Consider the following 25,668-nt stretch of genomic DNA (forward strand, 5'->3'; position numbering starts at 1 on the left):
CCTTCTTGCTGGTAGGTCAGGCGGGGTCGGTCGGGCCGGTATCGGTGTCGGTGTGGCCGAGGGTGTCGGTGATGTCGCGTCGGACCAGGCCGCGTTTGTTGGTCTGCTCGCCGTCGAGGTTCTTCTTGACCTGGACGGTGCGGATCCCGTGGGGTTTGACCGCTGCTGTGACCTGGGCGCCGGTCCATCCGGCGTAGAGCGATCCCTTGTGCTCGGCGAGCCGGTTGGCGAGTTCGTCGCACCAGACCTTCCCGTTGGGCCACTCGGGGTCGTGCTCGGGCCACACGGCGAGGAGGTGGTCGAGGATGGAGCCGGTCTCGTCGTCGGGCAGGACCTCGCCTGCGGCCATGCCGGTCAGGCGTCCGGCAGCGATGCGGGCGGCGCGGGCGCGGGCGCAGATGACTTCGGCGGTGGGTGAGTCGACGTAGCTCGAGCGGACGATGAGCGGGTCGTCGCCCTCGCCGACGAGGTAGGCGATGCCGAGGTCCTTGCGGCCGAAGGTGGTTGCGCGGATGCCGGACTTGTACATCGAGGTACCGAGGACCATGTCGTTCTCGACCTGGCCCATCACCTTCAGGCACAGCCGCAGGACGGCGTTGGCGGAGATGCCGGTGGGGATGGACTTGGCGTCGGGGCGCTGGGTGGCGCACCAGACCATGATCCCGACGGCGGGGCCGCGCTTGACCAGGTCGGTGACGATCTCGGCGATCTCGGCGCCGTAGGTGGGGTGCTCGAACATCACCTGGGTCTCGTCGAAGGCCCAGAAGATCGGGTGCAGCTTGAGGGACTTGTCCGAGGCGAGAGCGTCGGTGACCTTGGACTCCGGGCACACCTCACGGGGCAGGGTCTTGATGACCTTGTAGCGGCGCCGCATCTCGATCGCACCCGCCCGCAGGTCGCGGATGAGGTAGTCCATGTCTTCGGGGTCGTCCCCGGCCCGGTTGGCGTGGGCGACGGCGTCGAGCATGCCGAGGTCGGAGCCGCCCTTGAGGTTGTAGGTGTGCAGCTCGACGCGGGGATCCAGGCCAGCGGCCAGGCACAGCAGCCGCAGGGTGAAGGTCTTCCCCATCCGGGGCAGCGCACCGATCAGACCGGCCGCGAACATCAGCGTGACGGTGACGGGGCGGCCGCGCTGGTCGACACCGATCGGGATCGGCTCGAACACGTTGACCTTCCCGGCCTTGGCCAGCGGCCAGGGTGCGGGCTTGGACTGCGCCAGCGACTTGTCCGCGACGTAGAGGACCAGGCGGCCGACGTGGACCTCCGGGTCGGTCTCGGGCCACACCTTCCCCAGCGAGCGACGCAGACCCGAGGCGAGGCGGTCACGCTGCTCGATCACCTCCGAGGCCGTGACACCGGGAGGGAGGTCGAGTTCGGCCCGGAACCCGGCGCCGTCACGCATGATCGGCGAGACGAACGCGATCGCCTTAGAACCCTCCTTAGCCAGGGCCTGGTTCAGCCGGGCCAGACCCAGCGAACCGAGCGCGTTGAGGATCAGGTCCGAGGTCAGCCGAGGCTCCTTAGCGGTGTCCACGGCGCGCCCGGTGATCGGCTTGTCCGGGTTGCGGCCGAGAACCCCCAGCCCGAGCGCAGCAGCAGCGATGAGGGATGCCTGGATCACGAAGGACTCGATCCCGAAGGCGACATATGTGGCGATGAGGAACACGCCCACGAGCGCGATGACGCCCAGGAAGAGGCGGAGCCGGACCTGGCGGCGGTGCTCCTCCTTCAACCGAAGGTAGGCGAACGCGTCGGTGGTGTTCCCCCGGACCGCCAGCCGGTTGTCCTTGTCCTCGGCGTCAACGATCCAGCCCCAGAACGCAGCCAGGACACGACCCAGACCCAGCGGGGAGCGGGCGGCCAACTTGCCGTAGTACAGCGGCAGGCGCACACCGTGGTAGCCGGTGGTGTGGCCGTAGTGCTTCACCGCCCACGCAGCAGCAGACTTCGCCGACTCCCGGTCCTTGGCCCAGGCGGGCAGGATCTCCCGACGGGGAGCAGCCGTGACCGACTTGGAGCGCTCGTCGCGTACGGCGAGCACCTGCCCGTCAACGACTTGCGGAGCGGGGTCCGTGTCGTCGTCGGTGTCGTCGGCCTCAGCGTCGGCCGGGTTCGCCTCGTGAGCGTCCTGAGAGCGCTCAGAGACAGCCTGAGAGGCAACGCCGGCGGCGTCGGCCGTGGCGGTGCTCTCAGCGGCCTCAGGAGCCGTCTCGCGGGCGCGGCGGGCCGCGTCGAGGTCGTAGACCTCCTCGGCCTCGTTCAGGTTGGTGCTCATCGGTCGTTCTCCTCTGCGTCCAGGACCTCGCGGAGGAGGTCGACGTGTGCGGGGAAGATTCGGCCACCTCGCTCGTGAAGGGCGTCATCGAGACCGTCGAAGGACTCGGCCGGGATCCACGCCGCATTGGTGGCGTCGTCCTGCCCGGTCACGGTCGGGAACGGACCGGGCGGGAGGTAGATGACGCCGGGAAAGGTGACCATCCATGCGTGCTGACCGGCGCGGGGGTCGTCCACGACCCGGGGCGGGAGCATGTAGGAGACGTCCTCGAGATCGAGGTCTAGGCCGGTTTCCTCGGACAGTTCGCGGACGCAGCCTTCGTAGGAGACCTCGCCGGCGTCCAGGCCGCCGCCGGGCAGTGCCCAGCCGTGTCCGTCGCCACGCTCGATCAGGAGCAGGTGACGCACTCCGCCGGTGTCGGGGTGGGTGGCGAAGACGATCGCGTCGGAGCAGACCGCTTCGCCCCAGTGCTTCAGGTCGCCGCGGCCAGGCTTCAGGTTGGCGTGGGGACGCGGGTGGAACGGCAGGACGTCATAGACCGTGAACCAGACCACCGCGTGGGACTGGCGTCGGGCCCAGTCGATGGCGCGCGGGTCATCGCCGCGCAGCTCGGGATCGGACTTGACGTTGTAGCCCTCCATCCGGGGGGCCTGTTCGAACGTGACCTTGTCGTCGTTGCTGTTGATCACGACCGTTCCTTCCGTGATGTGCGGGGCCTGGATCCCGACCACGCCGTGGTTGATGTTGATCACGCGGCTGACGTTGGTCGGGTCCTGCTCGTCGCTGGTCGGCTTCGTCATCTCTGGGCCTCACTTGCCGTAGCGCTTGCCGTCAACGACGACGTGGCTGTAGCGCTTCTTGGTCTTGCCGTCCTTGATCCACTCGGCGATGACCTCGGGGTCGTCCTCGGTGAAGCGGGTGACCTTGCCGGAGGTGTAGTGGATCTCGATCTTGACCGGCTTGTGCACGGTGACCTTCCGGCCGTTGACCGTGACGGTGCCGCCGGTGATGTTCGTGGCCTGATAGCCGACGACGGAGCCCTTGGCGTTGAAGTTGAACGTGCCCATTGCTGTCTCCTTGGCTGGTGTTGCAGTTGGTGTGAGTCCTGATCGACTCCCGACCGGCCCCGACGCGGTGGCCGGGGCTGGCCGGTGTCCCGATCAGGTGCGCTTCTCGGCGATGCCGGCGGCCTTGGTCAGGTTCTTGGCCAGGGCCCGGGCTGCGGCGGGTGTGATGGCGTGGGCGCCGACCTGGACGTACGGGGTCCTGGCGGAGGGGTCTACGACGATGTCCGGGGTGTTGTGCCCCGACCTGATGACGGTGACCTTGGGGTGCTTGGCCATCAGAACCAGCCCTTCTGCACAGGGTTGGTGCGCTTGACCGGCTTCTTCTTCCGGTACGGATCGGAGGCCTTGCCGACCTTGGCCTTCTTCGCGGCGTACGGGTCCGCGCGGCCGGGGAGCTTCTTGGCGACCTTCGCTCCGTTGGTCTTGGCGACGTGCTTCGCGGTGTCCTTCAACGTGCCGTGGCCGAACAGGCCGGTGTACTGGACAGCCATGACTCAGGCACCCGCCTTCTCAGACGAGGCCCGGTCGAGGACGGTGTCGATGTCGGCCTCGGCGTACTTGCGGTAGAGCCGGGCTCCACGGCGCTGGCCGTAGACGGCGAGTGCGATCGTGGCGGCGGCCAGGGTCGGTACCCCGACCAGGCCGGCGGCGACGATGACGTCGTTAAGGTGCCCCATGACAGGTGCTCTCTTCCTTGGTTGGTTGGGTGCTTCTGTGTTGGAGGTCCGGTCGCACTTGCTTTGGACGGCTGGGTGCGACCGGACCGGCACTTGGGTGCTGCGCTTGCGGGGCGTCGTCACCTGCCCCAGCCCCGGTGCTTGCGCACGCTCTTGATGGACGCGGCAACGTCGTCGAACTCGCGCGCCCGCTGCTGGTCGCCTCGTGCACGGGCTGCCTTCGCGGCGCGCTGCATACGCGCGAGGTCCTTGTCGGACTGCTTGCGGGTGTAGTTCGGGGTATCGCCCTTAGCCATGACGTGACTCCTCGTTCGCGGCGACGCGGCAGGCGATGTGTGCGTACGCGGTGAGGACCAGGGCGAGGGTGTTGCGGTCGAGGTCGAGGAGCTTGTTGACCGGTACGCCCGGGAAGTGGATCGACGTCACCGACGCGGCGACCTGCAGGACGATCGCGTCACGCTCGGACAGCCCAGATCGCTCCCGGCCGTGGGTGTCGTAGTCCTCAGGGCCAGGACGGAACCGGTAGCGGCGAAACACCGGCGTGCGCACGATCCAGGGCCCATCGAGCAGACGCCCATCCTCGTAGCCGATCAGCAGCTCGACCGCGGCCTCGCCCTCGAGGCAGTCACGAACCGACCTCCGCAGGCCATCGGCGACCAGGCCAGACGGCGACCCAGACGGTGACGTCATCGTGCCCATCAGGCCACCGCCTCGGACCAGACCCGCTGGGTCGTGGTGATCTCGACCCACACATCAACCTCGGAGGAGGCGGCGACCTCCCAGCCGGCCCAGGTGTGGCGCACGAGCAGCCCGAGACCGTCCTCGGTGTCGGCGGTCATGTGCTCAGACAGGTGCAGAAACTCGGCGAGCTTGGCCGCGGCCTCGTAGCCGGCCGGGCGGATCGCCAGCCGCACCACCGGCCGCCGGCCAGAGGTGCCGACCACCTTGGCCACGGCCAGGCGCGGCTCGACGTCGACGGAGAACCCGTGGAGCTCGACGTTCGGGAGACCCTCGAGCAGGGTCGCGGCCCAGGTCAGGTCCCAGGACTGTGCGGCGCTCATCGGGCACCACCCGCGAGGTTGGTGGCGGCCGAGAGGGCCGCTGACATGCCGGACTCGATGCCGTCCAGGATCGGGCCACCGAACGCGGTCGAAGCCAGCGAGAGCCCGAGCACAACACCGAAGGCGATGATGCCGGGGTGGGTGCCGCCCCACTTGACCATGCCAAGCGCGACGAGCAGGAAGATGACGAACAAAGGTGCGGTAACCATGACGGGGTTCCTTCCGAGAATCAGGCAGCCTCGGCCGGGTCGGCCGAGCTCAGGTGGGTGAGGGTGTAGACAGGCGCGACCGCCAGGGCCGCGTCGTGGTTGGCCTGCTGAACCAGCAGGAGCAACAGGGCACTCATCGCCCTGCGGTGCGCCCGCTTCGCAAGCACATCGGCGGGGTTGGTCAGTACGCGGCACTCCGCGTCGACCAGGTCGACGCCAGCGGCGATCAGAGGCATCTCGGCCTCGATCTCGGCCAGGTCGGAGTGCGTTGGGTCGGTTTCCATCGTGTGGTGCCTTCCGTAGAGGGAAACAACATTGCCCTGATGTGCACTAGCGTGCACTAGGGCAATCAAGGATGTCAATGCCTCTACGCACACCAGGGCATTTGTGGTTACCTTGGAGGCATGATCAGCAGAGACAACGCGACCCCTCTTCACGAGCAGGTCGCCGAGGACATCCGGCAGCGAGTGCGGGACGGTGAGTACGAGGTCGGCGCGAAGCTGCCCCCGCTCCGTGAGCTTCGGGAGACGTACGGCGTCGCCGAGGTCACGGTTCACAACGCCATCCGCGAGTTGCAGCGCGAAGGCGTCCTCGTGTCGAGCACCGGACGTGGCACGTACGTCAACGCGCTCCCTGAGAGCCAAGAGAACGTCGAAGACGTCGACCGGCTCCGACGCGACGTCGCAAGCCTGTCGAGCCGCGTTGAGAGGCTGGAGAAGCTCGTTGGTGGCGCCGATTCGGCTGGTGCTTGACATGCCTCTAGTCAGCCCTGAGCAGGCGTTTCTCACCATGAAGCGGTTGTGCAATCGCAGTGCAATCCGCTGGCTTCTCACCGAGGATGGGACGGTGTTTCGATGACGAGCATCGTCGAGTGGAGTGCGCGAGAGGCCGATGCTCTGCGGGCTGCTCTGCGACTCACCAACGAGGAGTTCGCCGAGCAACTTGGCGTGTCCGTGCGCTCTGTCGCGCTGTGGCGAAAGGGCGACGCCGGAGCGATCTCCCTACAGATCCAGCGGATCTTTGACACGGTCCTAGAGGGTGCGACCGACTCACAGCGTGAGCGGTTCGCGCAGCTGATCGGTTTGGGCAGAGGGGCTGGCGCTGGAGTTGAGCTGCGGAGCCGCCTCGATGCAGCGGCGAACCTCCACAGTGCGCTCGGGTGGCTGCAGAGCGGCCGTGACGACGACGTGGCCGCGGGTGTGCTTGCGGCAGCGGCTCGGATGGACGCGGCCGCCGGGCCGCGGTGGCGTATGGCTGAGACCGACCGATCGGCTGTGGCCCATCGGCTGCACCAGTACTACGCAGACGGGTTCGGCGATCACCTGCCGGTATGCGTCGGGCTCGGCGATGCGAACATCGAGCTCACGATCCTTAGCGCAGCGGAGTGGGTCAGTAACCCCGTCGATCTACAGGCGGACGTGGCCGCGAAGCGATTCGCGTACGACCATGCTGCCTCTGTTGTTCCTAAGCCCGACTCGGACACCTGGCGCCGCGCGGCCGAAACCAGACTCGCTGAGTGTCTGGTCCAGGAGACCCGCTTCGTCGACGGCCAGCTCTACCGGATGACCGGGTGGGAAACGCAGTCAGACGGCGTACGTACGTCCTTCACTACCGGATCGTTTGCGCAGTACGCGCTCACGGTGGACCTCCTCGAAGCCGAGACGCTCGCGGCCGCGCAGGGTGGGGGAGAGGCGCTCCCGCTGCGCGATCTGATGATGCCGACAGTCGAGTCGGTGCTCACGCCTGGCTCGCGCAACTGTATGGGCGGAGCGCTCGCGCTGACCGCGTTCGCCCGGCCGGCGCAAGGTGCACGCCCAGCCGATTTCGCCTTGCTAATCCAGGAGCGCGGGGCGAAAGTCCTCAACGCCTCCGGGCGACTCGCGGTGATTCCGAAGTGCTTCCACGAGCCGACCTCAGAGCCGAGTTGGGAAGTCAGCGTCGGAACCTCGCTCGCGAGAGAACTCGAGGAGGAACTCTTCGGCAAGGCGGAGGTCGACACCACCCTCGACACACGCCGCACGATCGACCCGATGCACCCGGACCTCCTCACCGGTCCGATGCGCTACCTGACCGAAGCTGGCCCGGACGCCTGGTCAATGGAGTGCACCGGATTCGGCTTCAACCTCTTAACCGGAAACTATGAATTTCCATGTCTTGTCGCCGTGCACGACGAGGGTTTCTGGCAACGTTGCGGAGGTGACGTCGAGAGCAACTGGGAGTCCGAGCGGATCACCCTCGTCTCGTCCCAGGACGAGGCTGGCCTACGGGCTCTCGCGCACAACCCCGCTTGGTCAGACGAGGGTCTCTTCGCCTTCGTCCTCGGCCTGCGACGTCTCCACGAGCTGCACCCCGAGCGCGTAGCGCTGCCCCACTTCGAGATTGGATTCACCCAGTGACGACCGCCACCGGCAATGCGTACGACGACGGCGGAGAGCGCCGCGGCTGGCTCATCGGCCACTTCATCGACCCTGAGACGAGCCCGCTCCATTCGACTGACGTCGAGATCAAGTGGGGCACCCACACGGCTGGGGAAGAGCGCCACGGGTGGACCGTTGCCGAGGAGGAGGTCCGTACGACCATGGTCATGCTTCTCCGCGGCCACTTCGCCGTGCGGCTCCCTGACGGTGACCAAGAGATGAAGCGTGAAGGCGATTTCGTCGTGTTCGGCCCTGGAACCTCTCATTCCTGGCAGGCTTTCGATGACTCGATCGTCCTCACGGTCCGTTGGCCGTCGGTGGTGTAGTTCGTGCTTCGCCGATTCGCTGCGACCAAGGTCGCGGCGCGTGCCGCTGCCTTCGGTGATGCGCTAGAAAGTGGGTTGCGCGGATGAAATTCCGACGCAGAGTAAGAACGACTCGCGATCTTTTTGGCCTGAGTATTGCGACGCATGTTTTCTTATGGATCTTCGCGGGTCTGGCGGTAGTTGCGATTACGCTGCTCCTCTTTTGGATTTCGTTTGATAAGCCACATCTGCAGAGCCAGGCGGCGAAAGGAGTCGGTCCCGCAGCACTCTTCAACGCGGCAAAGTTGGCCTTGGCGGTCGTTGCTGGTATCGGCGGGGTGGTCGCCTTGGTCGTCGCGTTTCGACGCCAACGTTTGGGTGAGGCTGATCATGAGCGACAGGATCGAGCGACCGCTCGTGACGAGACTCGACTATTCACGGAGAGATTCTCACGGGCAACCGAGCAGTTGGGCTCGGACCAAGCGGCCGTGCGGATAGCGGGGGTTTACGCGCTCGCTGGTCTCGCCGACGACTGGCCTAGCGGCCGCCAGACTTGCGTCGATGTGCTTTGCGCCTACCTCCGAATGCCTTTTCAACTGCGTTCGCCGCTTCCCGACTATGAACCTGAAGGGCAGGAAGATAAGCAGAGGATCGCCGATCTACGGGCGAGCATGGAGAATCCGGTTGGTGGTCGAATGGCCTACCCGGCAAATGAGGAACATCAAGTTCGTTCTACGATCCTTAGGGCGATTTGGGACCGCATGAGCCAGCATTCAGAGGTTCAATGGTCTGGTCTGAACTTGGACTTCACAGGCGCGGTGTTTGATGAAGCAAAGTTCGACGAATTCATCTTCGTGAACTGTTCGGTCAAATTTGGCGATTGCCTCTTCGTGGGGGAAACGACCTTCGCGGAGGCGAGGATTGTCGACAATTCGTCGTTGTGGTTCACCGGCTCCGTTTTCCTAGATGATCTCAGTTTCGAATCCACTTATATTGACGACTCTCGGGTGACGCTCTTGGGCGCGTATGGTGGCGAAGTCACTTTCGAGAAGTGTTGGTTGCGAAGCGGCGAAATCGAACTGCTTGGTCCAAAAGACGAGCATGGAAGCATAAGTTTCGTCGAATCGACGCTTGAAGTCGGAGAGGTAACCATTCATCTCGCGAATATGACTGGCGAAAGCTCAATCGATTTCAGCAGGTCGACCATCACGGGAGCAGAGATCGCGATTCATGGTGGGACCTTTTACGGTGGAACAATCGTGTTCAACGGAGTCAAGGTCAACGGCGGTCTCATCTCATTCAAGCCGCATGAGTACTTCGATCGGGACAAGATGAGGTTCTCCGGCACCGAGATTTCCTTTGATGGATTCGCTCTCCGGCGTGGCAGCATTCGGTTCGACTCCATCGACGCTGAAGGAAGTTCGATTCACTTCGACGATTTGGAGATGACTGGTGGCGAAATCCGATTCGTTGATGTCGATCTGAAGTCGGATTCCTTCAGGATGGATCGGCCCGGCGTTACTGGCGGCTCGATCGATCTTGGCGAGATCGCACGAACAAAGTCGGGTCAGGTCATCGCTTCGGAGATCGGTGAGTTCGTTCGTCCAGTGGCCCCGTTGGAGGACGTCGGTTGAGTGTCGGCTGTTGTCTAGCCAGAGACTGCGGGACCCGTGGTTGGGGCTCGGCGAGTGTTCAGTTCGCACACGGGGCGACGAGCCAGGTGAACTCTGGATGGTAGCCAAAGCAGAGCAGGTGTATTAGATCGAGCTCGTAGATTTCAGCAGGCGTGATGTCCATGTGTCCCTCATACCCCGTGCTGACGGATTCAAATATCTTGATGTGCTTCCGCGGTCTCCCGCGGGTAGCGGCCCTAACGAACCGACCTCGCGAGCCCTACCTCATCGGTTCGATCGAGTCACCGTGCATCCAGCTCTGGCGCACGTCCCACGCCCCTGTGGCAGGGGTGTGGCTTGCGTAAATGACCAGCCCTTCCCACTTGGACACGCCGCCGCGATCCTGCTTCGGCCGCCACTCAAGCAGGATCGCGGGGCATCGGAAGTCGCCGAATCGGACAAAACAGTGCCTAGGCGGCCGGTGACGCCAGTTGTTGGCCGCCAATTCGGGGATGACGCTCACCCGTCCAGGATAGAACACGTGTTCGAGTGCCGGAGGGCGCCCTGGTCGGGTGCCGGTCACTGGTGCGAACCATTGACGGCACACAGGCGGCACACCAAACCAGGCGGTATCGGCTCCACTCAGTAGCACTCGTTCACGCTCAGGTGCCGGAGAGGGCGTGCCTTTGAATCAGGACTAGCGACGTAGGTTCGACTCCTACCCGGGGAGCAGAAACCCCGCCCTGACCTGCACTTTTGGCAGATCGTAGCGGGGTTCGTCCCGTCGGACGGCACACGAGGATGGCACACGGCGGTCGGAAACGGTCCCCGATCCCTGGTTGCTCGGCGTGGGTCGCCCGGTACGGCTACTAGCCCAGGCCGGGGAACGTCCAGGTGCCGTCGAGGACGGCGGCGTGCGGGCGGTAGAGGCGGACGATGTAGTTCCAGCCGTCCATGACGCCGAGGGTGTTCGGGCCTGCCGCGGTGCCGAACCGAACGGTGATCGAGCCGTCGTTGTCCCGCTGTGCGGTGACGCTGTTCAGACTGACCTCTGCGTCCCCGACCTGCTCGAAGTACCCGGCCGCGTTGTAGATCGAGATCGACCAGAACGCGTCGACCGGAACCTCACCTATGCGCAGTTCGTAGTTGCCGATGGGAAGGCCGGGCTCGACGTTGAGGTAGAACGCTTCCTGTTCGGGCAGGCCGCCCCAGCCTGCCGCGGTGCCGAGCAGGTGTCGGACGGGGTCGACATCCTCCTTGCGGCCGAATGCCCGGTCGTAGCGGGGCAGGCCGCGGGCAAGGTCCAGCAGCGCCGAGCGGGTCGAGTCGAGCGAGGCCTTGTCGAAGTCGGTTGCGACGAATGCTCGGTCGGAGGTGGCTTTGAGCTGTATCTCGTCCTGGAGGGCGTTGACCGCGGCGATGTCGGCGGGGTCGTTTGGGTCGACCAGCGTCCGCACGACGATCAGGACATAGTCCGTGTCGTAGTCAGCCACCGAGAGCTCGTGGGTGCCAGGCTCGTGAAGGATCCGGTTGATGTAGTGGTCCTCGTTGACGACCATCACCGACATGTAGCGCCCGCGGCTGTCGGGAAGCGTCAGGGCGGCACCCCTGGAGATGTCCACGATCGCGCTGGAGTAGAGCGTGTCTCGGTTTTGCCTGATTACGGGCTGCTCATCGAGTGACTCGGGGGCGCGGACATGCACCAGCTCGTTGGTCGCACCCCGGGTCTGCAGGGCAGCGAACATCCTGTGCGTCTCAGCGCGGGCAAAGTTGTCGACGTTCACTGTCTCGGAGCTCATGGTCCGAAATCTGCTCGCCCCTGGTGACTGCCGGTTCACCCGCCAAGGGTGAACCGGGAACGTGATCTGGCGCGGGTCCGACGTCGCGGCGCACCGTCCGCTCGGTGGGGTCGGCCGACATGTTCTCAATCTGCCGGGCATTGAGGACGGTTCCTGTCCGCGATGGCTTCTACGGTCACATCAACCGATCGTCACACCGCGCGCATCGGCATGTCGCTGGAAGGACAACGCATGTCAGAACCCATCGCCTTTCCCGAGCCGAGCATGATCGCCGTCAACGGCATCGAGCTCGAAGTCTTCGAGGCGGGACAGGAGAACGCCGGCAATCCCATCGTCCTCTGCCACGGCTGGCCGGAGCTGGCCTTCTCGTGGCGACACCAGATGGAGGCGCTCGCCGCCGCCGGCTACCACGTCATCGCCCCCAACCAGCGCGGCTACGGCAACTCGTCCCGCCCCGCCGAGGTCTCCGACTACGACATCGTGCATCTCTCCGGCGACCTCGTCGGTCTCCTGGACCACTTCGGGTACGAGGACGCCACGTTCGTGGGCCATGACTGGGGTGCGAACGTGGTGTGGAGCGCTGCCGTGCTGCATCCCACTCGGGTGAACAAGGTGATCGCGCTCAGCGTGCCGTACATGGAACGCGGTGAGGTGCCGCCCGTCGCGTTCATCGAGTCGATCGTCGGCAGCGACTCGTACTTCGTCCACTTCAACCGCCAGCCCGGGGTGGCCGATGCTGTGTTCGACGCGAACACCAGCCGGTTCCTGCGCAATCTGTACCGCAAGAACGAGCCCGCGGCCGAGCCGGAGCCGGGCATGCCGCTCCTCAACCTCGCCCACGCCGAGACTCCACGCGGAGAGCCCGTGATGAGCGCCGGGGAGCTGGCGGTGTTCATCGACGCATTCGAGGCATCGGGCTTCACCTCGAGCGTGAACTGGTACCGCAACGTGGATCGCAACTGGGAGCTGATGGAGGAAGTCGACCCGATCGTCCACCAGCAGGCACTGATGATCTACGGCTCACATGACACGGTCATGAGGGCGCCGCACCTCGAGAAGTTCGTACCGCGCGTCGAGGTCGTGGAGCTGAGCTGCGGCCACTGGATCCAGCAGGAGCTGCCGGAGGAGACCACCCGGCTGATTCTCGAATGGCTCCAGCGAAAAGCATCTCGAGTGTGAGTGCGGCTCACGCAGCGTGACGGCGGAGGAACTCGCGGAGGATGTCGTTGAACGCCTGCGGATCCTCGAGGTTGCTGACGTGGCCGCAGTCGGGGATGACGGCGAGGGTGGCGCCTTGGATCTGGCGCTCGAACTCGTGGGCAACCGACAGGGGTGAACGCGCGTCGAGGGCACCCCAGATGAGCTGGGTGGGCACCTGGATCGTGCCGAGTACGTCGGTCAGATCGGCGTGGGTCATCGCGGTCAGGGCGGTCAGCATGCTGTGGCGGCGTGCGTCGGCTGCCATCGCCTCCAGCAGGGGCACGAACTTCGCCGGCGGAGGGCCGGCGAAGAGGCCTGGGAGGGTCGGGTCGAAGCTGCCCTCCGGCTGGTTGCGCAGGCCTGCGAGGCGGGCGTCGGCCTCGTCGGGGCCGAGGGAGCCCCGCCAGCCGGCGTAGCCGTCGGCGAGCACCAGGCTTCGCGCCACTGAAGGGTGGCGGCGGTAGAGCTCGAGGATGACCGTCACTCCCCAGGAGAGCCCGACGAGGGTGCACGGAGAGATGGCCAGGGCGCGGATCAGCCCGGCAAGGTGGTCTGCGTAGTCGCTCAGCGCGAAACCTGCGGGCACGTCGCCGGAGCCGCCGGCGCCTGGTTCGTCCCACGCGATGACGGTGAACTCGTCCGAGAGGGCGTCGAGCTGTGGTGTCCAGGCGCGACCGTCCTCGGCGCCGCCGTGGACGAACACGACCGCCGGACCGTTCCCGGCTCGCCGGAAGGCGAGGCGCAACCCGTCGATCTCGACGACATCCATGAACCGAAGGTAGCGCGCTCCGGGTTCGGGCAGGGGATCCCCCGATGTCTCGCCGCGCCGAGGTCCGTAGCGTCGAGAGCATGACGACTCTCGCGAGCCAGAAGGGCCCGGTGGCGCCCACGGCGCGGGCCGCAAGCCCTGCCGTCATTGCAATCGCCGTGCTGATGGCGTTGGGCTGCCTGGCGTTCGCCGGGGCGAACGTCGCCTTCGAGGCCACCGACCGATTCGCCGAGGGCCGCTACGCCGAGTACGCCGCCGGGCTCTCGGTCATGAACTGGACCGTCACGGGCCTGAAGCTGCTGGGCGCCGCGGTGGCTCTGCTGTCGGTGGCCGCGCGCCCGGTCCGGTTCGTCACGCCATGGGTCATGTCGGTGCTTCTCTGGGGTGCCTTCGCGACCCTCGCGCTCGACGCGGTCGGCAGCATCGTGGAGGCCGGCGCGATCCTCGTGGGAGCGAGCGGCGACCCGGCCGACCTCGGCCTACGCTCGGTGGCGTACCTCCTCGGATCGGTCGTCTCGGCCGCGGGATTCGGGGTGCTCGCCGTGTCCTACCTGCGGCGGTACGCCGTCTCGAAGGTCACCGTTGTCCTGGGCGCGCTCGGTGGCCCGGTTCTCCTCGGAATACTGTTCCTCGGCCTTCCCGGACTGCTCGTCGTTCTCGGCGTCATGCCGCCCAGCTGACCCCGGCCTTCGTCATTGATGGCCACGCGCCGTTCATCTTCGTGTAAGGTCACCGGGCTTCCTGTGGACGTCCGCGTGTCGCGCTGGTGATTCCGGAGATGCACAGGGAGACATGGATACTGGCCTGTATCAAGGTCGTGGGGGAGCAGGGTGTAAAGTCGCCCAAACTAATCGACAAACACTTGGAGGAAGCGTGGGCATGGGACCGGTCATCGGTTACGTACCTGGCGTGTTCGATCTCTTCCACATCGGTCACCTCAACATGCTGCGCCAGGCGCGAGAGCGCTGCGACACGTTGATCGCGGGTGTGGTCTCCGACGAGGTCTGCGAGACGACCAAGGGGATCATCCCGACCGTCCCGCTCGTCGAGAGGCTGGAGATCGTCGAGGCGATCGGGATCGTGGACGCGGTCTACGCCGAGCGCACCACCGACAAGGTCGACTCCTGGCGCGAGGTCGGGTTCACCCACCTCTTCAAGGGCGATGACTGGAAGGGCACCGAGAAGGGCGACGCGCTCGAGAAGAAGATGGCGTCGGTCGGTGTCGAGGTTGTCTACTTCCCCTACACGCTCCAGACCAGCAGCACCGCTCTGCGGAAGGCCATCGCGCGAGAGGATGCCCAGGTCTCGTGACCGGCAGTGCCCCCACTCCTGGCGGACAGTTCGAGATCTCCGACGAGGGGGTCCTCGTCCGGGACTCCTCGACGCCGGTCCTGATTCTCTCCGTCGACGGCCAGTACGTCTGGTCCCTCACGCCCGAGCGCGACGGCCACCCGGTCGACGGGGGCACCATGGTGCCGTGGCCCACCGTGCTCACCCGGTTCCTGGACGGCGCCGCGACGATCACCATCGCCGACTACGAGGGCGAGGTGCTCTTCGAGGACAAGGTCGTGCTCGGCTCCGGTGAGGGCAACATCTCGATCGTCGACGGCGGCGGCAACCCGCTCAGCGTCGACAAGGTCGGCCACCTGACCCGCTCCTTCGAGGCCACCGACGAGAAGATCCGCGAGGAGATCCTCGACGGCACCCAGCGTGTCCTCGCCGACCTCCGCGACGTGGTCGGCGTCGAGGCCTACCTCAACTACGGCGCGCTCCTCGGCGCGATCCGCGAGGGCCGGATGCTCGGCCACGACTCCGACACCGACGTCTGCTACCTCTCCAAGCACACCGTCCCCGCCGAGATCATCTCCGAGTCGTACGCCATCGAGCGCACCATGCGCGAGCGAGGCTGGAGCGTCCTGCGGATGTCGGGCGGCGACATCAAGGTGCTGCACCAGGTCTCGGACGGCCGCAAGGTGCACATCGACATCTTCGTGGCGTTCTACGTGCCCGACAAGGACGGCGAGCCGGTCTTCTACCAGCTCGGCAACCGCTCCGGCCGGCTGCGCCGCGAGGCGATCGTGCCGGTCTCGACGATCAACCTGCACGGCTACGACTTCCCGGCTCCCGCCGAGCCCGAGGAGATGCTGGCCTTCATCTACGGCCCGAAGTGGCGCACCCCGGACCCGTCGTTCAAGTACGCGGACCCGCCGGCCGGCGTACGTCGTCTGGACGGCTGGCTGCGCGGATTCCGCACCGACATGGGGTTCTGGACCGAGTTCCACAACACCCACGGGAGCGAGCTCGAGAGCAAGCAGTCGGCCTTCGGTGCGTGGGTCCAGCGGCAGCTGCCCGAGGACGCGAAGGTGGTCGACATCGGCTCCGGCGCGATCGGGCGTGACGGTCGCTTCTTCGCCCGCAAGGGACACCAGGTGCACTCGGTGGACTTCTCCCGCGCCGCGGTGGCAGCCGTACGCCGTAGGGCCGAGCGCCACAAGCTCCCGCTGGTCTCCGAGCAGCTCATCCTCGGCGAGCTGCGTTCGACGCTGACTCTGGGTGCGCGGCTGGCTCGCGACCCCCACCATCTCTACGCCCGAGACCTGATCGGCTGCCTCGACAGTGCGGCGCGGAGCCAGCTCTGGACCCTGGCGAAGATGGCGCTGCGCCCCAGCGGCGGCAAGCTCTACCTCGAGTTCGCGGTCACCGGTGAGAACCTTCCCGAGCCGCAGCCCGAAGGCCTCGTACGCCGCGTCGACCCCGCCCTCGTCCAGGCCGAGATCGAGGCGGCCGGCGGTGTGGTCGAGCACCTCGGGATCAACGAAGGCCAGGACATGCTCGGCAACCCGTTGCCCGGCGTCGCGCGGCTGCGCGCCTCCTGGCCACCCCTCAACCGTGCAGAAGGAAACTGACATGTCCGACGAATCCGGCATCAAGAACATCGCTCGCGGTGCCCGCGACGCGGCCCGTACGCGTGCCTCGCTGGTGCGCCGCATCGAGGCGCTCGAGGCCGAGGTGCAGGAGCAGCGTCAGCTCAACCGGCGCGTCGCCGAGCTGACCGACGTGGTCGCCGAACTGCTCATCCCGCTGCAGGACGCCGACAAGGAGAAGGCGGAGCAGGTCCTCGCGGCCTACCGCGCACGGATCTGACCCCTTCTGGTCTGATCACCCCAGCGCGTCGAGCGCTTGCCTGAGATCCTCGAGCCGCTTTCCGAGGCGGCGGCGGGCATCGCCGCCGAGGCCGATGTCACCACCGGTGTCGAGCTCGGCCACGGCCTCCTCCACCCCCGCGAGCCGGGAGCGGAGGTCGGTGACGACGTCGACATCGACCCGGCCGGGCTGGGCGGCCCGCTGATCCAGGGACCGGCGCAGCAGGTCGGCCTGGGTGCTGAGCTTGCGGCTGGCGTGCCACAGGTCGACGAAGACCTGCACCTTCGCGCGCAGCAGCCACGGGTCGAACGGCTTGGCCAGGAAGTCGGCGGCGCCGGTCGCGTAGCCGCGATAGGCGAGGTGGGTGTCGAAGTCGTTGGCGGTCAGGAAGATGATCGGGACGTCCTTGGTGCGTTCGCGCGCCTTGATGCGCGTAGCCGTCTCGAAGCCGTCCATCCCCGGCATCTGAGCGTCGAGCAGGATCAGCGCGAAGTCGTCGTGGAGCAGGGCGCGTAGGGCGTCCTCGCCTGACCCCGCGCGGACGAGGGTCTCGTTGAGCGAGCCGAGGATCGCCTCGAGCGCGACCAGGTTGGCGGCACGGTCGTCGACGAGCAGGATCTTCGCCGTCCCCGGCTGATGGCGATCACTCATGAGAGCCACAACCGGAACAGCGAGAGCAGGTCGGCGACGTCGACCGGTTTGGTGATGTACTCCGAGGCGCCGGCGGCGAGGCTGTCCTCGCGGTCGCCGGTCATCGCCTTCGCGGTCAGCGCGATCATCGGCAGGCTCTTGAACTGCGGGATGTCGCGGATCAGGCGCATCGCGGTCAGACCGTCCATGCCCGGCATCATGATGTCCATCAGCACCAGGTCGACGCCCGGCTCCCGCTGGAGTGCCTCGATCCCGGCCTCCCCGGACTCCGCGTAGATGACGTCGATGCCGTGCTGCTCGAGCGCGCTGGTGAGCGCGAAGACGTTGCGTACGTCGTCGTCGACGATCAGGATCCTCCGACCGACGAACTGTCCGTTCGGATCGGCCGCCTCGGGGACGTACGTCCCGCGGGGCTGCACCCCGGGGCGGCCCAGCAGCACGCTCACGTCGTCGATCGTCTCCTCGGTGGTTGCCGGCGTCTTGAGGGTCATCGCCTGGGCGTACCTGTCCAGCCGGCTCTGCTGGGCCTTGGTCACCTCGCCGACCCTACTCAGCACGACGGGGATGTTCTTGGTGCGCTTGTGGGTGCGCATCCAGCGGAGCACGTCGAAGCCGCCGTCCGCCAGCGGAAGGTCCAGGACCACACAGTCGACGTCGCGGTCGGCCAGGACCGTCTGAGCCTCCTCCGGCGATGTGCCGAAGACAGTCTCGACCTCGTCGACCGAGCCGAACAGGGCCTCCACGACGGCGCTGGTGCCGGGGCCGGACTCGTCGCTGTCGCTGCTGAGGACCAGCAGGAGCTGGTCGGCTCCGGTGGCGGTCGCACCCTCGTCCGCGGCGGGCGTCGGAGGCTGGGCGTCGATCGTCCCGGAGCTGATCCTGGGGACGTACAGGGTGAAGGAGCTGCCGTGTCCGGGGTCGCTCTTGACCTGGATCTCGCCGCCGATGAGGTGGGCGACCTCGCGGCTGATCGACAGGCCGAGGCCGGTGCCGCCGAACTTGCGGCTGATCGTGCCGTCGGCCTGCTGGAACGCCTCGAAGATGACCTTCAGCTTCTCCGGCGGGATGCCGATGCCGGTGTCGACCACCGAGAACGCCAGCACCGCGTCGGCCTGCTGCAGGCTGGATGTCGAGAAGCGCTCGCCGGAGGCGTTGCGGATCAGCAGCCGGACGCCGCCGCCGTCGGTGAACTTCACCGCGTTGGAGAGCAGGTTGCGCAGCACCTGCTGCAGACGGTGCTGGTCCGAGCGGAGCACCCGGGGTACGTCGGGGTCGACGCTGACGATGAAGTCGAGGTCCTTCTCGGCGGTCAGCGGCCGGAAGGTCGCCTCGACGTACTCGACGACCGAGGTGACCGCGACGTCGGTGACGTGGACGTCCATCTTCCCCGCCTCGACCTTGGACAGGTCGAGGATGTCGTTGATCAGCTGGAGGAGATCGGTGCCGGCACCGTGGATGGTGCGGGAGTACTCGACCTGGCGGGAGTTGAGGTTGCCGTCGACGTTGTCGGAGAGCAGTCGGGCCAGGATGAGCAGCGAGTTGAGCGGTGTACGCAGCTCGTGCGACATGTTGGCCAGGAACTCGGACTTGTAGCGGGACGAGAGGGCGAGTTGCTCGGCGCGCTCCTCCAGGCCACGCCGGGCGTCCTCGATCTCGAGGTTCTTGATCTCGATCGCCTGGTTCTGGTCGGCGAGCTGGCGCGCCTTCTCCTCGAGGGCGGCGTTGGTCTGCTGCAGCTCGACCTGCTGACGCTCGCCCTCGTCCTGCTTGTCCTGCAGCTCGGCGGCGAGGCGCTGCGACTCGACCAGCAGCTCCTCGGTGCGGGAGCTGGCCATGATCGCGTTGAGCGAGACCCCGATCGACTCCGCGAGCTGCTCGAGGAACTGCATGTGGACGGCGCTGAACGGCCGGAAGGAGGCCAGCTCGACGACACCGATCACCTTCTCCTCGAACGCCACCGGGAGCACCACGATCGAGGTCGGCGCGGCCGACCCGTGTCCCGAGGAGATCCGCAGGAAGTCGGCCGGTACATCGCGCACGATGATCGGCTGACGGTCGTACGCCGCCTGCCCGACCAGCCCCTCGCCGAGGGCGAAGACGTCGGGCACGTCGGGGCCGGGCTGGTAGCCGTAGGAGGCGATCCGTCGCAGGACCTTGGGGCCGCCGTGCTCGGAGGTCTGGTCGGTGAGGAAGATCGAGCCCTGCTGGGCGCCGACAAGCGGGGTGAGCTCGGAGACGATCAGCCGGGCGACCTCGAGCAGGTCGCGACCGCCCTGCATGTGGCCGGTGAACCGGGCCAGGTTGGTCTTGAGCCAGTCCTGGTCCTCGTTGGCCCTGGTGGTCTCCCGCAGCGAGTCGATCATCTCGTTGAGGTTGTCCTTCAGGTCGGCCACCTCGCCGGCGGCCCCGACCGTGATCTGTCGACTCAGGTCGCCCTGGGTCACCGCAGCGGAGACCTCGGCGATCGCGCGGAGCTGCGTGGTCAGCGTCGACGCGAGCTGGTTGACGTTCTCGGTGAGCCCTCGCCAGGTGCCGGAGACGTCGGCGACCTCGGCCTGGCCGCCGAGCTTGCCCTCGGTGCCGACCTCGCGGGCGACGCGGGTGACCTCGTCGGCGAAGGAGGAGAGCTGGTCGACCATGGTGTTGACCGTGGACTTGAGCTCGAGGATCTCGCCTCGGGCGTCGACGGTGATCTTCTGGGTCAGGTCGCCACGGGCCACCGCGGTGGTGACCTGGGCGATGTTGCGGACCTGGGAGGTAAGGTTGGAGGCCATCGAGTTGACCGAGTCGGTGAGGTCCTTCCAGGTGCCGGCCACGCCGCGTACGTGGGCCTGACCGCCCAGCGATCCCTCGGTGCCGACCTCGCGGGCGACGCGGGTGACCTCGTCGGCGAAGGTACGCAGCGTGTCGACCATCGCGTTGAGGGTGCCGGCCAGGGCGGCGACCTCACCGCGGGCCTCGATGGAGATCTTCTGCGACAGGTCGCCCTGCGAGACCGCCTTGGAGACCTGGGCGATGCTGCGGACCTGGTTGGTCAGGTTGGAGGCCATCGAGTTGACCGAGACGGTCAGGTCGCGCCAGGTGCCGGCGACACCAGGCACCTGGGCCTGGCCGCCGAGCGCGCCCTCGGTGCCGACCTCGCGGGCGACGCGGGTGACCTCGTCGGCGAACGAGCCGAGCTGGTCGACCATGGTGTTGATGGTCGACTTGAGCTCGAGGATCTCGCCTCGGGCGTCGACGGTGATCTTCTGGGTCAGGTCGCCTCGGGCCACCGCGGTGGTGACCTGGGCGATGTTGCGGACCTGGGAGGTCAGGTTGGAGGCCATCGAGTTCACCGAGTCGGTGAGGTCCTTCCAGGTGCCCGAGACGTCGTGCACGTCGGCCTGGCCGCCGAGCTTGCCCTCGGTGCCGACCTCGCGGGCGACGCGGGTGACCTCGGCGGCGAAGGAGGAGAGCTGGTCGACCATGGTGTTGATGGTCGACTTGAGCTCGAGGATCTCGCCGCGGGCGTCGACGGTGATCTGCCGGCTCAGGTCGCCCCGCGCCACCGCTGTCGTCACCTGGGCGATGTTTCGCACCTGGGCGGTCAGCGTGCCGGCCATGAAGTTCACCGAGTCGGTCAGGTCGCGCCAGGTGCCGGAGACGCCGGGCACCGCGGCCTGGCCACCGAGCTGACCCTCGCCACCGACCTCGCGGGCGACACGGGTTACCTCGTCGGCGAAGGCGGAGAGCTGGTCGACCATGGTGTTGACGGTGGTCTTGAGCTCGGCGAGCTCGCCGCGTACGTCGACGGTGATCTTCTGCGACAGGTCGCCGCCGGCCACGGCGGTGGTGACCTGGGCGATGTTGCGGACCTGGTTGGTCAGGTTGGTCGCCATCGAGTTGACGGAGTCGGTGAGGTCCTTCCATCGGCCGCCGACGCCCGGCACCTCGGCCTGGCCGCCGAGCATGCCCTCGGTGCCGACCTCGCGGGCGACACGCGTCACCTCGTCGGCGAAGGCGGAGAGCTGGTCGACCATCGTGTTGACGGTGGTCTTGAGCTCGGCGAGCTCGCCGCGTACGTCGACGGTGATCTTCTGGGACAGGTCGCCGCCGGCCACCGCGGTGGTGACTTGGGCGATGTCACGGACCTGGTTGGTCAGGTTGCTCGCCATCGAGTTCACCGAGTCGGTGAGGTCCTTCCACCGGCCGGCGACGCCGGGCACCTCGGCCTGACCGCCGAGGATGCCCTCGGTGCCGACCTCACGGGCGACGCGGGTGACCTCGTCGGCGAAGGTCTGCAGGGTGGCGGTCATCGAGTTGAGCGTCTCGGCGAGCTCGGCGACCTCACCGCGCGCGGTGACCGTGATCTGCTGCGACAGGTCGCCGCGGGCGACGGCCTTGGCGACCGAGGAGATGCCTCGCACCTGGGAGGTCAGGTTGGAGGCCATCGTGTTGACCGAGTCGGTCAGGTCGCGCCAGGTCCCGGAGACGCCGCGCACGTCGGCCTGGCCGCCGAGGCGGCCCTCGGTGCCGACCTCACGGGCGACACGGGTGACCTCGGCGGCGAACGACGACAGCTGGCCGACCATCCGGTCGACGGTGTCCTTGAGCTGCGCCATCTCGCCGGAGACCTCGATGGTGACCGTGCGGGACAGGTCGCCGTTGGCGACGGCGGTGGTGACCTCGGCGATGTCGCGGACCTGGGCGGTCAGCCGCGAGGACATCGTGTTGACCGCGTCGACGAGGTCGCGCCAGGTGCCGGAGGCGTTCCGCACCCGCGCGCGACCACCGAGCTTGCCCTCGGTGCCGACCTCGCGGGTGACCCGGGCGATCTCCTCGGTGATCGTGGCGAGCTGGGCGACCAGGCCGTTCACGCTCTTCGCGACCAGCAGCGGGTCGCCCTTGAGGGCGCGGCTGCCGTGGCGTACGTCCATCGTCTGGGTGAGGTCGCCCGCGGAGACGGCGGCGACGACCCGGGCGACATCGGCGGTGGGGCGTGCCAGGTCGGCGACCAGCTTGTTGGCGTCCTCGACCGCGCCGGCCCAGGCACCGCCGCCGATGCTCGGCCGGAGCCGTTCGTCGTGGTGGCCGTCGCGGCCCGCCTCTTGGCGCACGCGCGCGATCTCGCCGGTCAGGTGGTTCAGCCGTTCGGCGATCTCGTTGTGGATGGACGCGAGGTCACCGAGCGGCCCGTCGACAGGCTCGAGCCGGCCGGTGAAGATGCCGTCGCGCATCGCGGTCATCGCGTCCTTGAGCTGGCGCAGCGTGACCTGGTCGACCGTCACCTGCTCGGGCAGCGTGGTCGACCTCGATGAGTCCGCCGATGAGGACATCCCTGCCTCCTCTCGCGCTGAGACACGCGTCTGCTGAAGTGTCGCACCCCGCAGCTCGCTGTGGCTCACAAATGCTCGTTCACCACCGATTCTGGTAATTCCTTGACCTACCTGCCGGTACCTTGCCGTGATCACTGCCATACCGGCGCCAAAGGGGTGCACAATCGGCGGTGGTCATGAGTATCGGAGCCAAGACACTCTCGCGCACCTTCGAGCCGGCACCGACGTCGGTCTCCGAAGCACGCCGTTTCGCGCGCGAGGTGCTTGCCGACTGGGGCCTCGACGACCTCCTCGACGACGTCGTCCTGCTGACCAGCGAGCTGGTGACCAACGCCGTGACCCACGCCGGCACGCCCATGACGGTTGCGGTCGTACGCGAGGAGGACCGGCTCCGCATCGACGTCTTCGACCAGCACCCGACCCGGGTGCTCCCGGTCGGCGTGAACGCCCGGCCCGGGGCCGGCGAGCACGGTCGCGGGCTGCTGATCACCTCGGCGCTGGCGACGGCCTGGGGGGTGGAGTACCGCCGGGACCACAAGCGGGTGTGGGCCGCGTTCGCGCTCGTGGAGACGACCCTCGACGCTGAGGCGCCCAACGGGGGAGTCCCCGAGGGCCAGGACGTACGCCGCCGGGAGAGCGTGGCTGCGACCGGGCCGGATCCGCTGGGGCTGAGCGGGCTCGCCCTCAACCAGCTAGCCCTCGGGGACATCCTCGACCTCGTGGTGGAGCAGACCCGGGAGCGTTTCGATGCTGACGCTGCGTACCTTCTGCTCGAGGACGAGATGGAGGACCGGTTCGTGGTGGCCGCGACCAGCGGAGCGGCGACGGCGATCAAGGGACGCAGCGTGCGCCGTGGTCAGGCCGGTGCGCCGAGCCTCAAGGCGTCGTTCCGGCCGCTGGCCATCAGCGACCTGCGGGCGACGCCCGTCGAGCTGCTCAGTGGGCTGGAGCTGCGCTCGCTGACGACGGCGCCGGTGGCCTTCGAGGGCCGGGTGATCGGCACCTTGGCGGTCGCGAAACACGAGCCGGGCAGCTTCGCGACCGAGGACGGCGCCGAGCTGCAACGGGTCGCGGACTGGGCCGCGCCGAGCGTCGACCGGGCGTCCACGCGGGCTGCCGACAGCGAGCGCCGCGCATGGCTGACGTTCCAGAGCGAGGCAAGCGTGATGCTGGCCTCGTCGCTGGACCTGGAGACGACGACTGCGATGACCGGGCAGATCGTGGTGCCGCGGCTGGCGACGTGGTGCGGCATCTACCTCAACGACGCCCGCGACCATCCTCGGCTCCAGTTCGCCTGGCACGCCGACGAGCACCAGCTCGACGCGGTGCAGGACGCGTTGGAGGAGGCGGAGCCGGAAGGCCCCGAGGCTCCAGCCCAGCCTGATGTCGAGGGTGAGGTCGCGATCCTCCCGCTGGAGGCACGCAACCGGATCATCGGCTGGCTCACCCTCGGGCGGCCGGCCGGTGAGCCGCTGCGTCGCGAGCGCCTGATGGTGGCGGAGGCGGTGGCCCGCCGGGCGGCCCTGGCCATCGACAACGCCCGCGCCCACACCGAGCTCCAGGAGATCGGCCGGTCCCTGCAGCGCAGCCTGCTGCCGGCGGTGCTGCCGGACATCCCGGGTGTCGACATCGGGGTGGGCTACGAGCCGACGGGGGAGTTCAACGACGCCGGCGGCGACTTCTACGACATCTTCGCGCTCGGCGCCGGGCGCTGGGGCTTCATGGTGGGCGACGTGTGCGGCGTCGGGCCGGAGGCGGCCGCGGTCGCCGGGATGTCGCGACACACGGTGCGGGCGCTGATGCGGGCCGGCATCCCGATCGCGCCGACCTTGGAGCGGCTCAACTCCGCTATCAGCGACGAGGGCCTGCGGGGCCGGTTCATCACGCTGGTGTGCGGCACACTCGAGGTCACCTCCGCGTCCCGGTTCCGGGTGCGGCTCGTCTGTGCGGGGCACCCGCCGCCGTTCCTGGTCACCCGTGCCCGGCCCGGCGTCTCCGCCCGACGGGTCGGCCGGTCGCAGGCGCTCCTCGGGGTGCTCGACGCGGTCGACTACATCGAGGAGGAGGTGACGGTGGAGCGGGGCGATCGGCTCGTCGTCGTCACCGACGGTGTCCTCGAGCGGCGTGCCGGGGACACGATGTTCGAGGAGGCGGGGGTCGAGGCCGTCCTCGCCACGGGCATCGACGTGGGAGCGCAGGTCGTCGCCGACCGGCTGCTGCGGGCGGTCACCGACTTCTCCCCGGTGCCGCCCTCCGACGACATGGCCGTCCTCGTCCTCGACCTGGGCAGAGGCTCCTAGGGAGCGCTGAACTCCTCGTGGCCGAGCACCGCGAGCAGCCGGATCTTCTCCTCCGCCTCGCTGCCGGGCACCGGCGTCAGCACCAGCAGGGCCTGGCCCTGGTCCTGGGTGGACAGCACCTGGCAGTCGACGTCGATGCGGCCGACCTGCGGATGCAGCAGCGTCTTGTGGTCCTCGTATCGATGTGTCACCTCGTGCCGCTCCCACAGCTCGCGGAACTCCTCGGACCTGGCGAGCAGGAGGCGTACGAGCTCGCCGGCGCGCCCGCGCTCGCCGAGTGCTCCGTAGGCCATCCGCAGGCTCGCCACCAGGCCACGGCCGTGCGTGACGTGGTAGTCCGGCGGGTAGACGCTCCGCGTCGAGGGATCGGTGAACCAGCGGTAGGCCTCGAAGCGGTCCCAGCCGGTCAGCGCCGGCCGGTCCCCGAAGATCGTGGTCGCCAGCCGGTTGGAGACCAGCGTCTCGCCGAGCGCGGACATGATCATCGCCGGAGTGTCCTCGAGTCGGTCCAGCACACGCAGCAGCGCCGGGGCGACGTGGCCGTCCTCGAACGTACGCCGCGGGGCGTTGTGTCCGGCCAGCCGGTAGAGGTGGTCGCGCTCGTCGACGGTCAGGCGCAGTGCCCGGGCGAGCGCGGAGAGCATCTGCTCGGAGGGCTGCGGGCCGCGCTGCTGCTCGAGGCGTACGTAGTAGTCGGTCGACATCCCGGTCAGTGCGGCGACCTCCTCGCGGCGCAGGCCGGGCGTACGCCGCCGCGGTCCGGTGACCAGGCCGACGTCCTGCGGGCGGAGCGCCTCACGGCGGCGTCGGAGGAAGTCGGCGAGGGAGGCGCGGTCCATGGCATCCATGATGCGGGTTGGGATCGT

27 protein-coding genes are annotated in these 25,668 nt (G+C 67.6%); 10 read left to right on the forward strand and 17 right to left on the reverse strand.

Annotated elements, in window-relative coordinates:
• Positions 1 to 16 precede the first annotated feature (16 nt).
• The 11 genes from OH802_RS09680 to OH802_RS09730 all read right to left on the reverse strand — a co-directional run bounded on the left by OH802_RS09680 (position 17) and on the right by OH802_RS09730 (position 5,573).
• Positions 17 to 2,275, reverse strand: coding sequence for a cell division protein FtsK (locus OH802_RS09680; protein WP_406027333.1), 2,259 nt, complete (start codon positions 2,273 to 2,275; stop codon positions 17 to 19).
• Entirely contained in the window at positions 2,272 to 3,075 is an 804-nt protein-coding gene (locus OH802_RS09685; protein ID WP_406027335.1) for an NUDIX domain-containing protein, read from the reverse strand. Before OH802_RS09685 ends, OH802_RS09680 begins: the two co-directional genes overlap by 4 nt.
• Before the next feature lie 9 nt (positions 3,076 to 3,084).
• The gene (locus OH802_RS09690) at positions 3,085 to 3,342 is read right to left on the reverse strand and encodes a hypothetical protein (protein WP_406027337.1); all 258 of its coding nucleotides are present in this window, start codon (positions 3,340 to 3,342) and stop codon (positions 3,085 to 3,087) included.
• Positions 3,343 to 3,435: 93 nt separating this feature from the next.
• The gene (locus OH802_RS09695) at positions 3,436 to 3,618 is read right to left on the reverse strand and encodes a hypothetical protein (protein WP_406027339.1); all 183 of its coding nucleotides are present in this window, start codon (positions 3,616 to 3,618) and stop codon (positions 3,436 to 3,438) included.
• The gene (locus OH802_RS09700) at positions 3,618 to 3,833 is read right to left on the reverse strand and encodes a hypothetical protein (RefSeq protein WP_406027341.1); all 216 of its coding nucleotides are present in this window, start codon (positions 3,831 to 3,833) and stop codon (positions 3,618 to 3,620) included. Before OH802_RS09700 ends, OH802_RS09695 begins: the two co-directional genes overlap by 1 nt.
• A gap of 3 nt (positions 3,834 to 3,836) precedes the next feature.
• Positions 3,837 to 4,019: a hypothetical protein gene (locus OH802_RS09705; protein WP_406027343.1), complete on the reverse strand. Its 183-nt coding sequence runs from the start codon at positions 4,017 to 4,019 to the stop codon at positions 3,837 to 3,839.
• Between the two features lie 119 nt (positions 4,020 to 4,138).
• A complete protein-coding gene (locus tag OH802_RS09710; RefSeq protein ID WP_406027345.1) occupies positions 4,139 to 4,315 on the reverse strand; it encodes a hypothetical protein in 177 nt (58 codons plus the stop codon).
• Positions 4,308 to 4,709, reverse strand: coding sequence for a hypothetical protein (locus OH802_RS09715; RefSeq protein ID WP_406027347.1), 402 nt, complete (start codon positions 4,707 to 4,709; stop codon positions 4,308 to 4,310). Before OH802_RS09715 ends, OH802_RS09710 begins: the two co-directional genes overlap by 8 nt.
• 8 nt (positions 4,710 to 4,717) lie before the next feature.
• On the reverse strand, positions 4,718 to 5,080 hold the full coding sequence (locus tag OH802_RS09720; RefSeq protein ID WP_406027349.1) for a hypothetical protein: 363 nt from the start codon (positions 5,078 to 5,080) through the stop codon (positions 4,718 to 4,720).
• The gene (locus OH802_RS09725; RefSeq protein WP_406027351.1) at positions 5,077 to 5,289 is read right to left on the reverse strand and encodes a hypothetical protein; all 213 of its coding nucleotides are present in this window, start codon (positions 5,287 to 5,289) and stop codon (positions 5,077 to 5,079) included. The genes OH802_RS09720 and OH802_RS09725 overlap by 4 nt, the downstream gene beginning before the upstream one ends.
• A 20-nt stretch (positions 5,290 to 5,309) precedes the next feature.
• Complete coding sequence (locus OH802_RS09730) at positions 5,310 to 5,573, reverse strand: DUF6284 family protein (RefSeq protein WP_406027353.1); 264 nt, start codon at positions 5,571 to 5,573, stop codon at positions 5,310 to 5,312.
• A 120-nt stretch (positions 5,574 to 5,693) separates the two neighbouring features.
• On the opposite strand from OH802_RS09730, the gene OH802_RS09735 reads away from it, so the two are divergent.
• The 4 genes from OH802_RS09735 to OH802_RS09750 all read left to right on the forward strand — a co-directional run bounded on the left by OH802_RS09735 (position 5,694) and on the right by OH802_RS09750 (position 9,645).
• Complete coding sequence (locus tag OH802_RS09735; protein ID WP_406027355.1) at positions 5,694 to 6,041, forward strand: GntR family transcriptional regulator; 348 nt, start codon at positions 5,694 to 5,696, stop codon at positions 6,039 to 6,041.
• Between the two features lie 102 nt (positions 6,042 to 6,143).
• Complete coding sequence (locus OH802_RS09740; RefSeq protein ID WP_406027357.1) at positions 6,144 to 7,685, forward strand: helix-turn-helix domain-containing protein; 1,542 nt, start codon at positions 6,144 to 6,146, stop codon at positions 7,683 to 7,685.
• Complete coding sequence (locus OH802_RS09745; RefSeq protein ID WP_406027359.1) at positions 7,682 to 8,032, forward strand: signal peptidase I; 351 nt, start codon at positions 7,682 to 7,684, stop codon at positions 8,030 to 8,032. Before OH802_RS09740 ends, OH802_RS09745 begins: the two co-directional genes overlap by 4 nt.
• Positions 8,033 to 8,115: 83 nt before the next feature.
• A complete protein-coding gene (locus OH802_RS09750) occupies positions 8,116 to 9,645 on the forward strand; it encodes a hypothetical protein (protein ID WP_406027361.1) in 1,530 nt (509 codons plus the stop codon).
• Positions 9,646 to 9,904: 259 nt separating this feature from the next.
• On the opposite strand, the gene OH802_RS09755 is transcribed toward OH802_RS09750, so the two are convergent.
• The gene (locus OH802_RS09755) at positions 9,905 to 10,147 is read right to left on the reverse strand and encodes a hypothetical protein (RefSeq protein WP_406027363.1); all 243 of its coding nucleotides are present in this window, start codon (positions 10,145 to 10,147) and stop codon (positions 9,905 to 9,907) included.
• A 346-nt stretch (positions 10,148 to 10,493) separates the two neighbouring features.
• Positions 10,494 to 11,423, reverse strand: coding sequence for a DUF1254 domain-containing protein (locus OH802_RS09760; protein ID WP_406027366.1), 930 nt, complete (start codon positions 11,421 to 11,423; stop codon positions 10,494 to 10,496).
• Positions 11,424 to 11,654: 231 nt separating this feature from the next.
• Here OH802_RS09760 and OH802_RS09765 point away from each other — a divergent pair, with 231 nt between their 5' ends.
• The gene (locus OH802_RS09765; RefSeq protein ID WP_406027368.1) at positions 11,655 to 12,602 is read left to right on the forward strand and encodes an alpha/beta fold hydrolase; all 948 of its coding nucleotides are present in this window, start codon (positions 11,655 to 11,657) and stop codon (positions 12,600 to 12,602) included.
• A 7-nt stretch (positions 12,603 to 12,609) separates the two neighbouring features.
• On the opposite strand, the gene OH802_RS09770 is transcribed toward OH802_RS09765, so the two are convergent.
• Positions 12,610 to 13,392, reverse strand: coding sequence for an alpha/beta fold hydrolase (locus OH802_RS09770; RefSeq protein WP_406027370.1), 783 nt, complete (start codon positions 13,390 to 13,392; stop codon positions 12,610 to 12,612).
• Positions 13,393 to 13,472: 80 nt separating this feature from the next.
• Here OH802_RS09770 and OH802_RS09775 point away from each other — a divergent pair, with 80 nt between their 5' ends.
• The 4 genes from OH802_RS09775 (at position 13,473) to OH802_RS09790 (ending at position 16,536) form a co-directional block, all read left to right on the forward strand.
• Positions 13,473 to 14,072 (forward strand): hypothetical protein, encoded by a 600-nt coding sequence (locus OH802_RS09775; RefSeq protein ID WP_406027372.1) that lies wholly within the window; start codon positions 13,473 to 13,475, stop codon positions 14,070 to 14,072.
• A 199-nt stretch (positions 14,073 to 14,271) separates the two neighbouring features.
• Positions 14,272 to 14,703 carry an adenylyltransferase/cytidyltransferase family protein gene (locus OH802_RS09780; protein WP_141806140.1) on the forward strand — a complete coding sequence of 144 codons (432 nt, stop codon included), beginning with the start codon at positions 14,272 to 14,274 and terminating at the stop codon, positions 14,701 to 14,703.
• A complete protein-coding gene (locus OH802_RS09785; RefSeq protein ID WP_406027375.1) occupies positions 14,700 to 16,298 on the forward strand; it encodes a class I SAM-dependent methyltransferase in 1,599 nt (532 codons plus the stop codon). Before OH802_RS09780 ends, OH802_RS09785 begins: the two co-directional genes overlap by 4 nt.
• A 1-nt stretch (position 16,299) precedes the next feature.
• On the forward strand, positions 16,300 to 16,536 hold the full coding sequence (locus tag OH802_RS09790) for a DUF6752 domain-containing protein (RefSeq protein WP_406027377.1): 237 nt from the start codon (positions 16,300 to 16,302) through the stop codon (positions 16,534 to 16,536).
• A gap of 15 nt (positions 16,537 to 16,551) precedes the next feature.
• Here OH802_RS09790 and OH802_RS09795 read toward each other — a convergent pair whose 3' ends face one another.
• The gene (locus tag OH802_RS09795) at positions 16,552 to 17,187 is read right to left on the reverse strand and encodes a two-component system response regulator (RefSeq protein ID WP_406027379.1); all 636 of its coding nucleotides are present in this window, start codon (positions 17,185 to 17,187) and stop codon (positions 16,552 to 16,554) included.
• The gene (locus OH802_RS09800) at positions 17,184 to 22,502 is read right to left on the reverse strand and encodes a HAMP domain-containing protein (RefSeq protein ID WP_406027382.1); all 5,319 of its coding nucleotides are present in this window, start codon (positions 22,500 to 22,502) and stop codon (positions 17,184 to 17,186) included. The genes OH802_RS09795 and OH802_RS09800 overlap by 4 nt, the downstream gene beginning before the upstream one ends.
• A gap of 176 nt (positions 22,503 to 22,678) precedes the next feature.
• On the opposite strand from OH802_RS09800, the gene OH802_RS09805 reads away from it, so the two are divergent.
• Positions 22,679 to 24,802: a SpoIIE family protein phosphatase gene (locus OH802_RS09805; protein ID WP_406027384.1), complete on the forward strand. Its 2,124-nt coding sequence runs from the start codon at positions 22,679 to 22,681 to the stop codon at positions 24,800 to 24,802.
• Here the strand turns inward: OH802_RS09805 and OH802_RS09810 are convergent.
• The gene (locus OH802_RS09810) at positions 24,799 to 25,641 is read right to left on the reverse strand and encodes a helix-turn-helix transcriptional regulator (protein WP_406027386.1); all 843 of its coding nucleotides are present in this window, start codon (positions 25,639 to 25,641) and stop codon (positions 24,799 to 24,801) included. The two genes, OH802_RS09805 and OH802_RS09810, sit on opposite strands and share 4 nt — an antisense overlap.
• Positions 25,642 to 25,668: the final 27 nt, after the last annotated feature.

It is taken from the genome of Nocardioides sp. NBC_00850 (genome assembly GCF_045207335.1).
In the GTDB taxonomy this organism is placed as follows: Bacteria; Actinomycetota; Actinomycetes; order Propionibacteriales; family Nocardioidaceae; genus Nocardioides.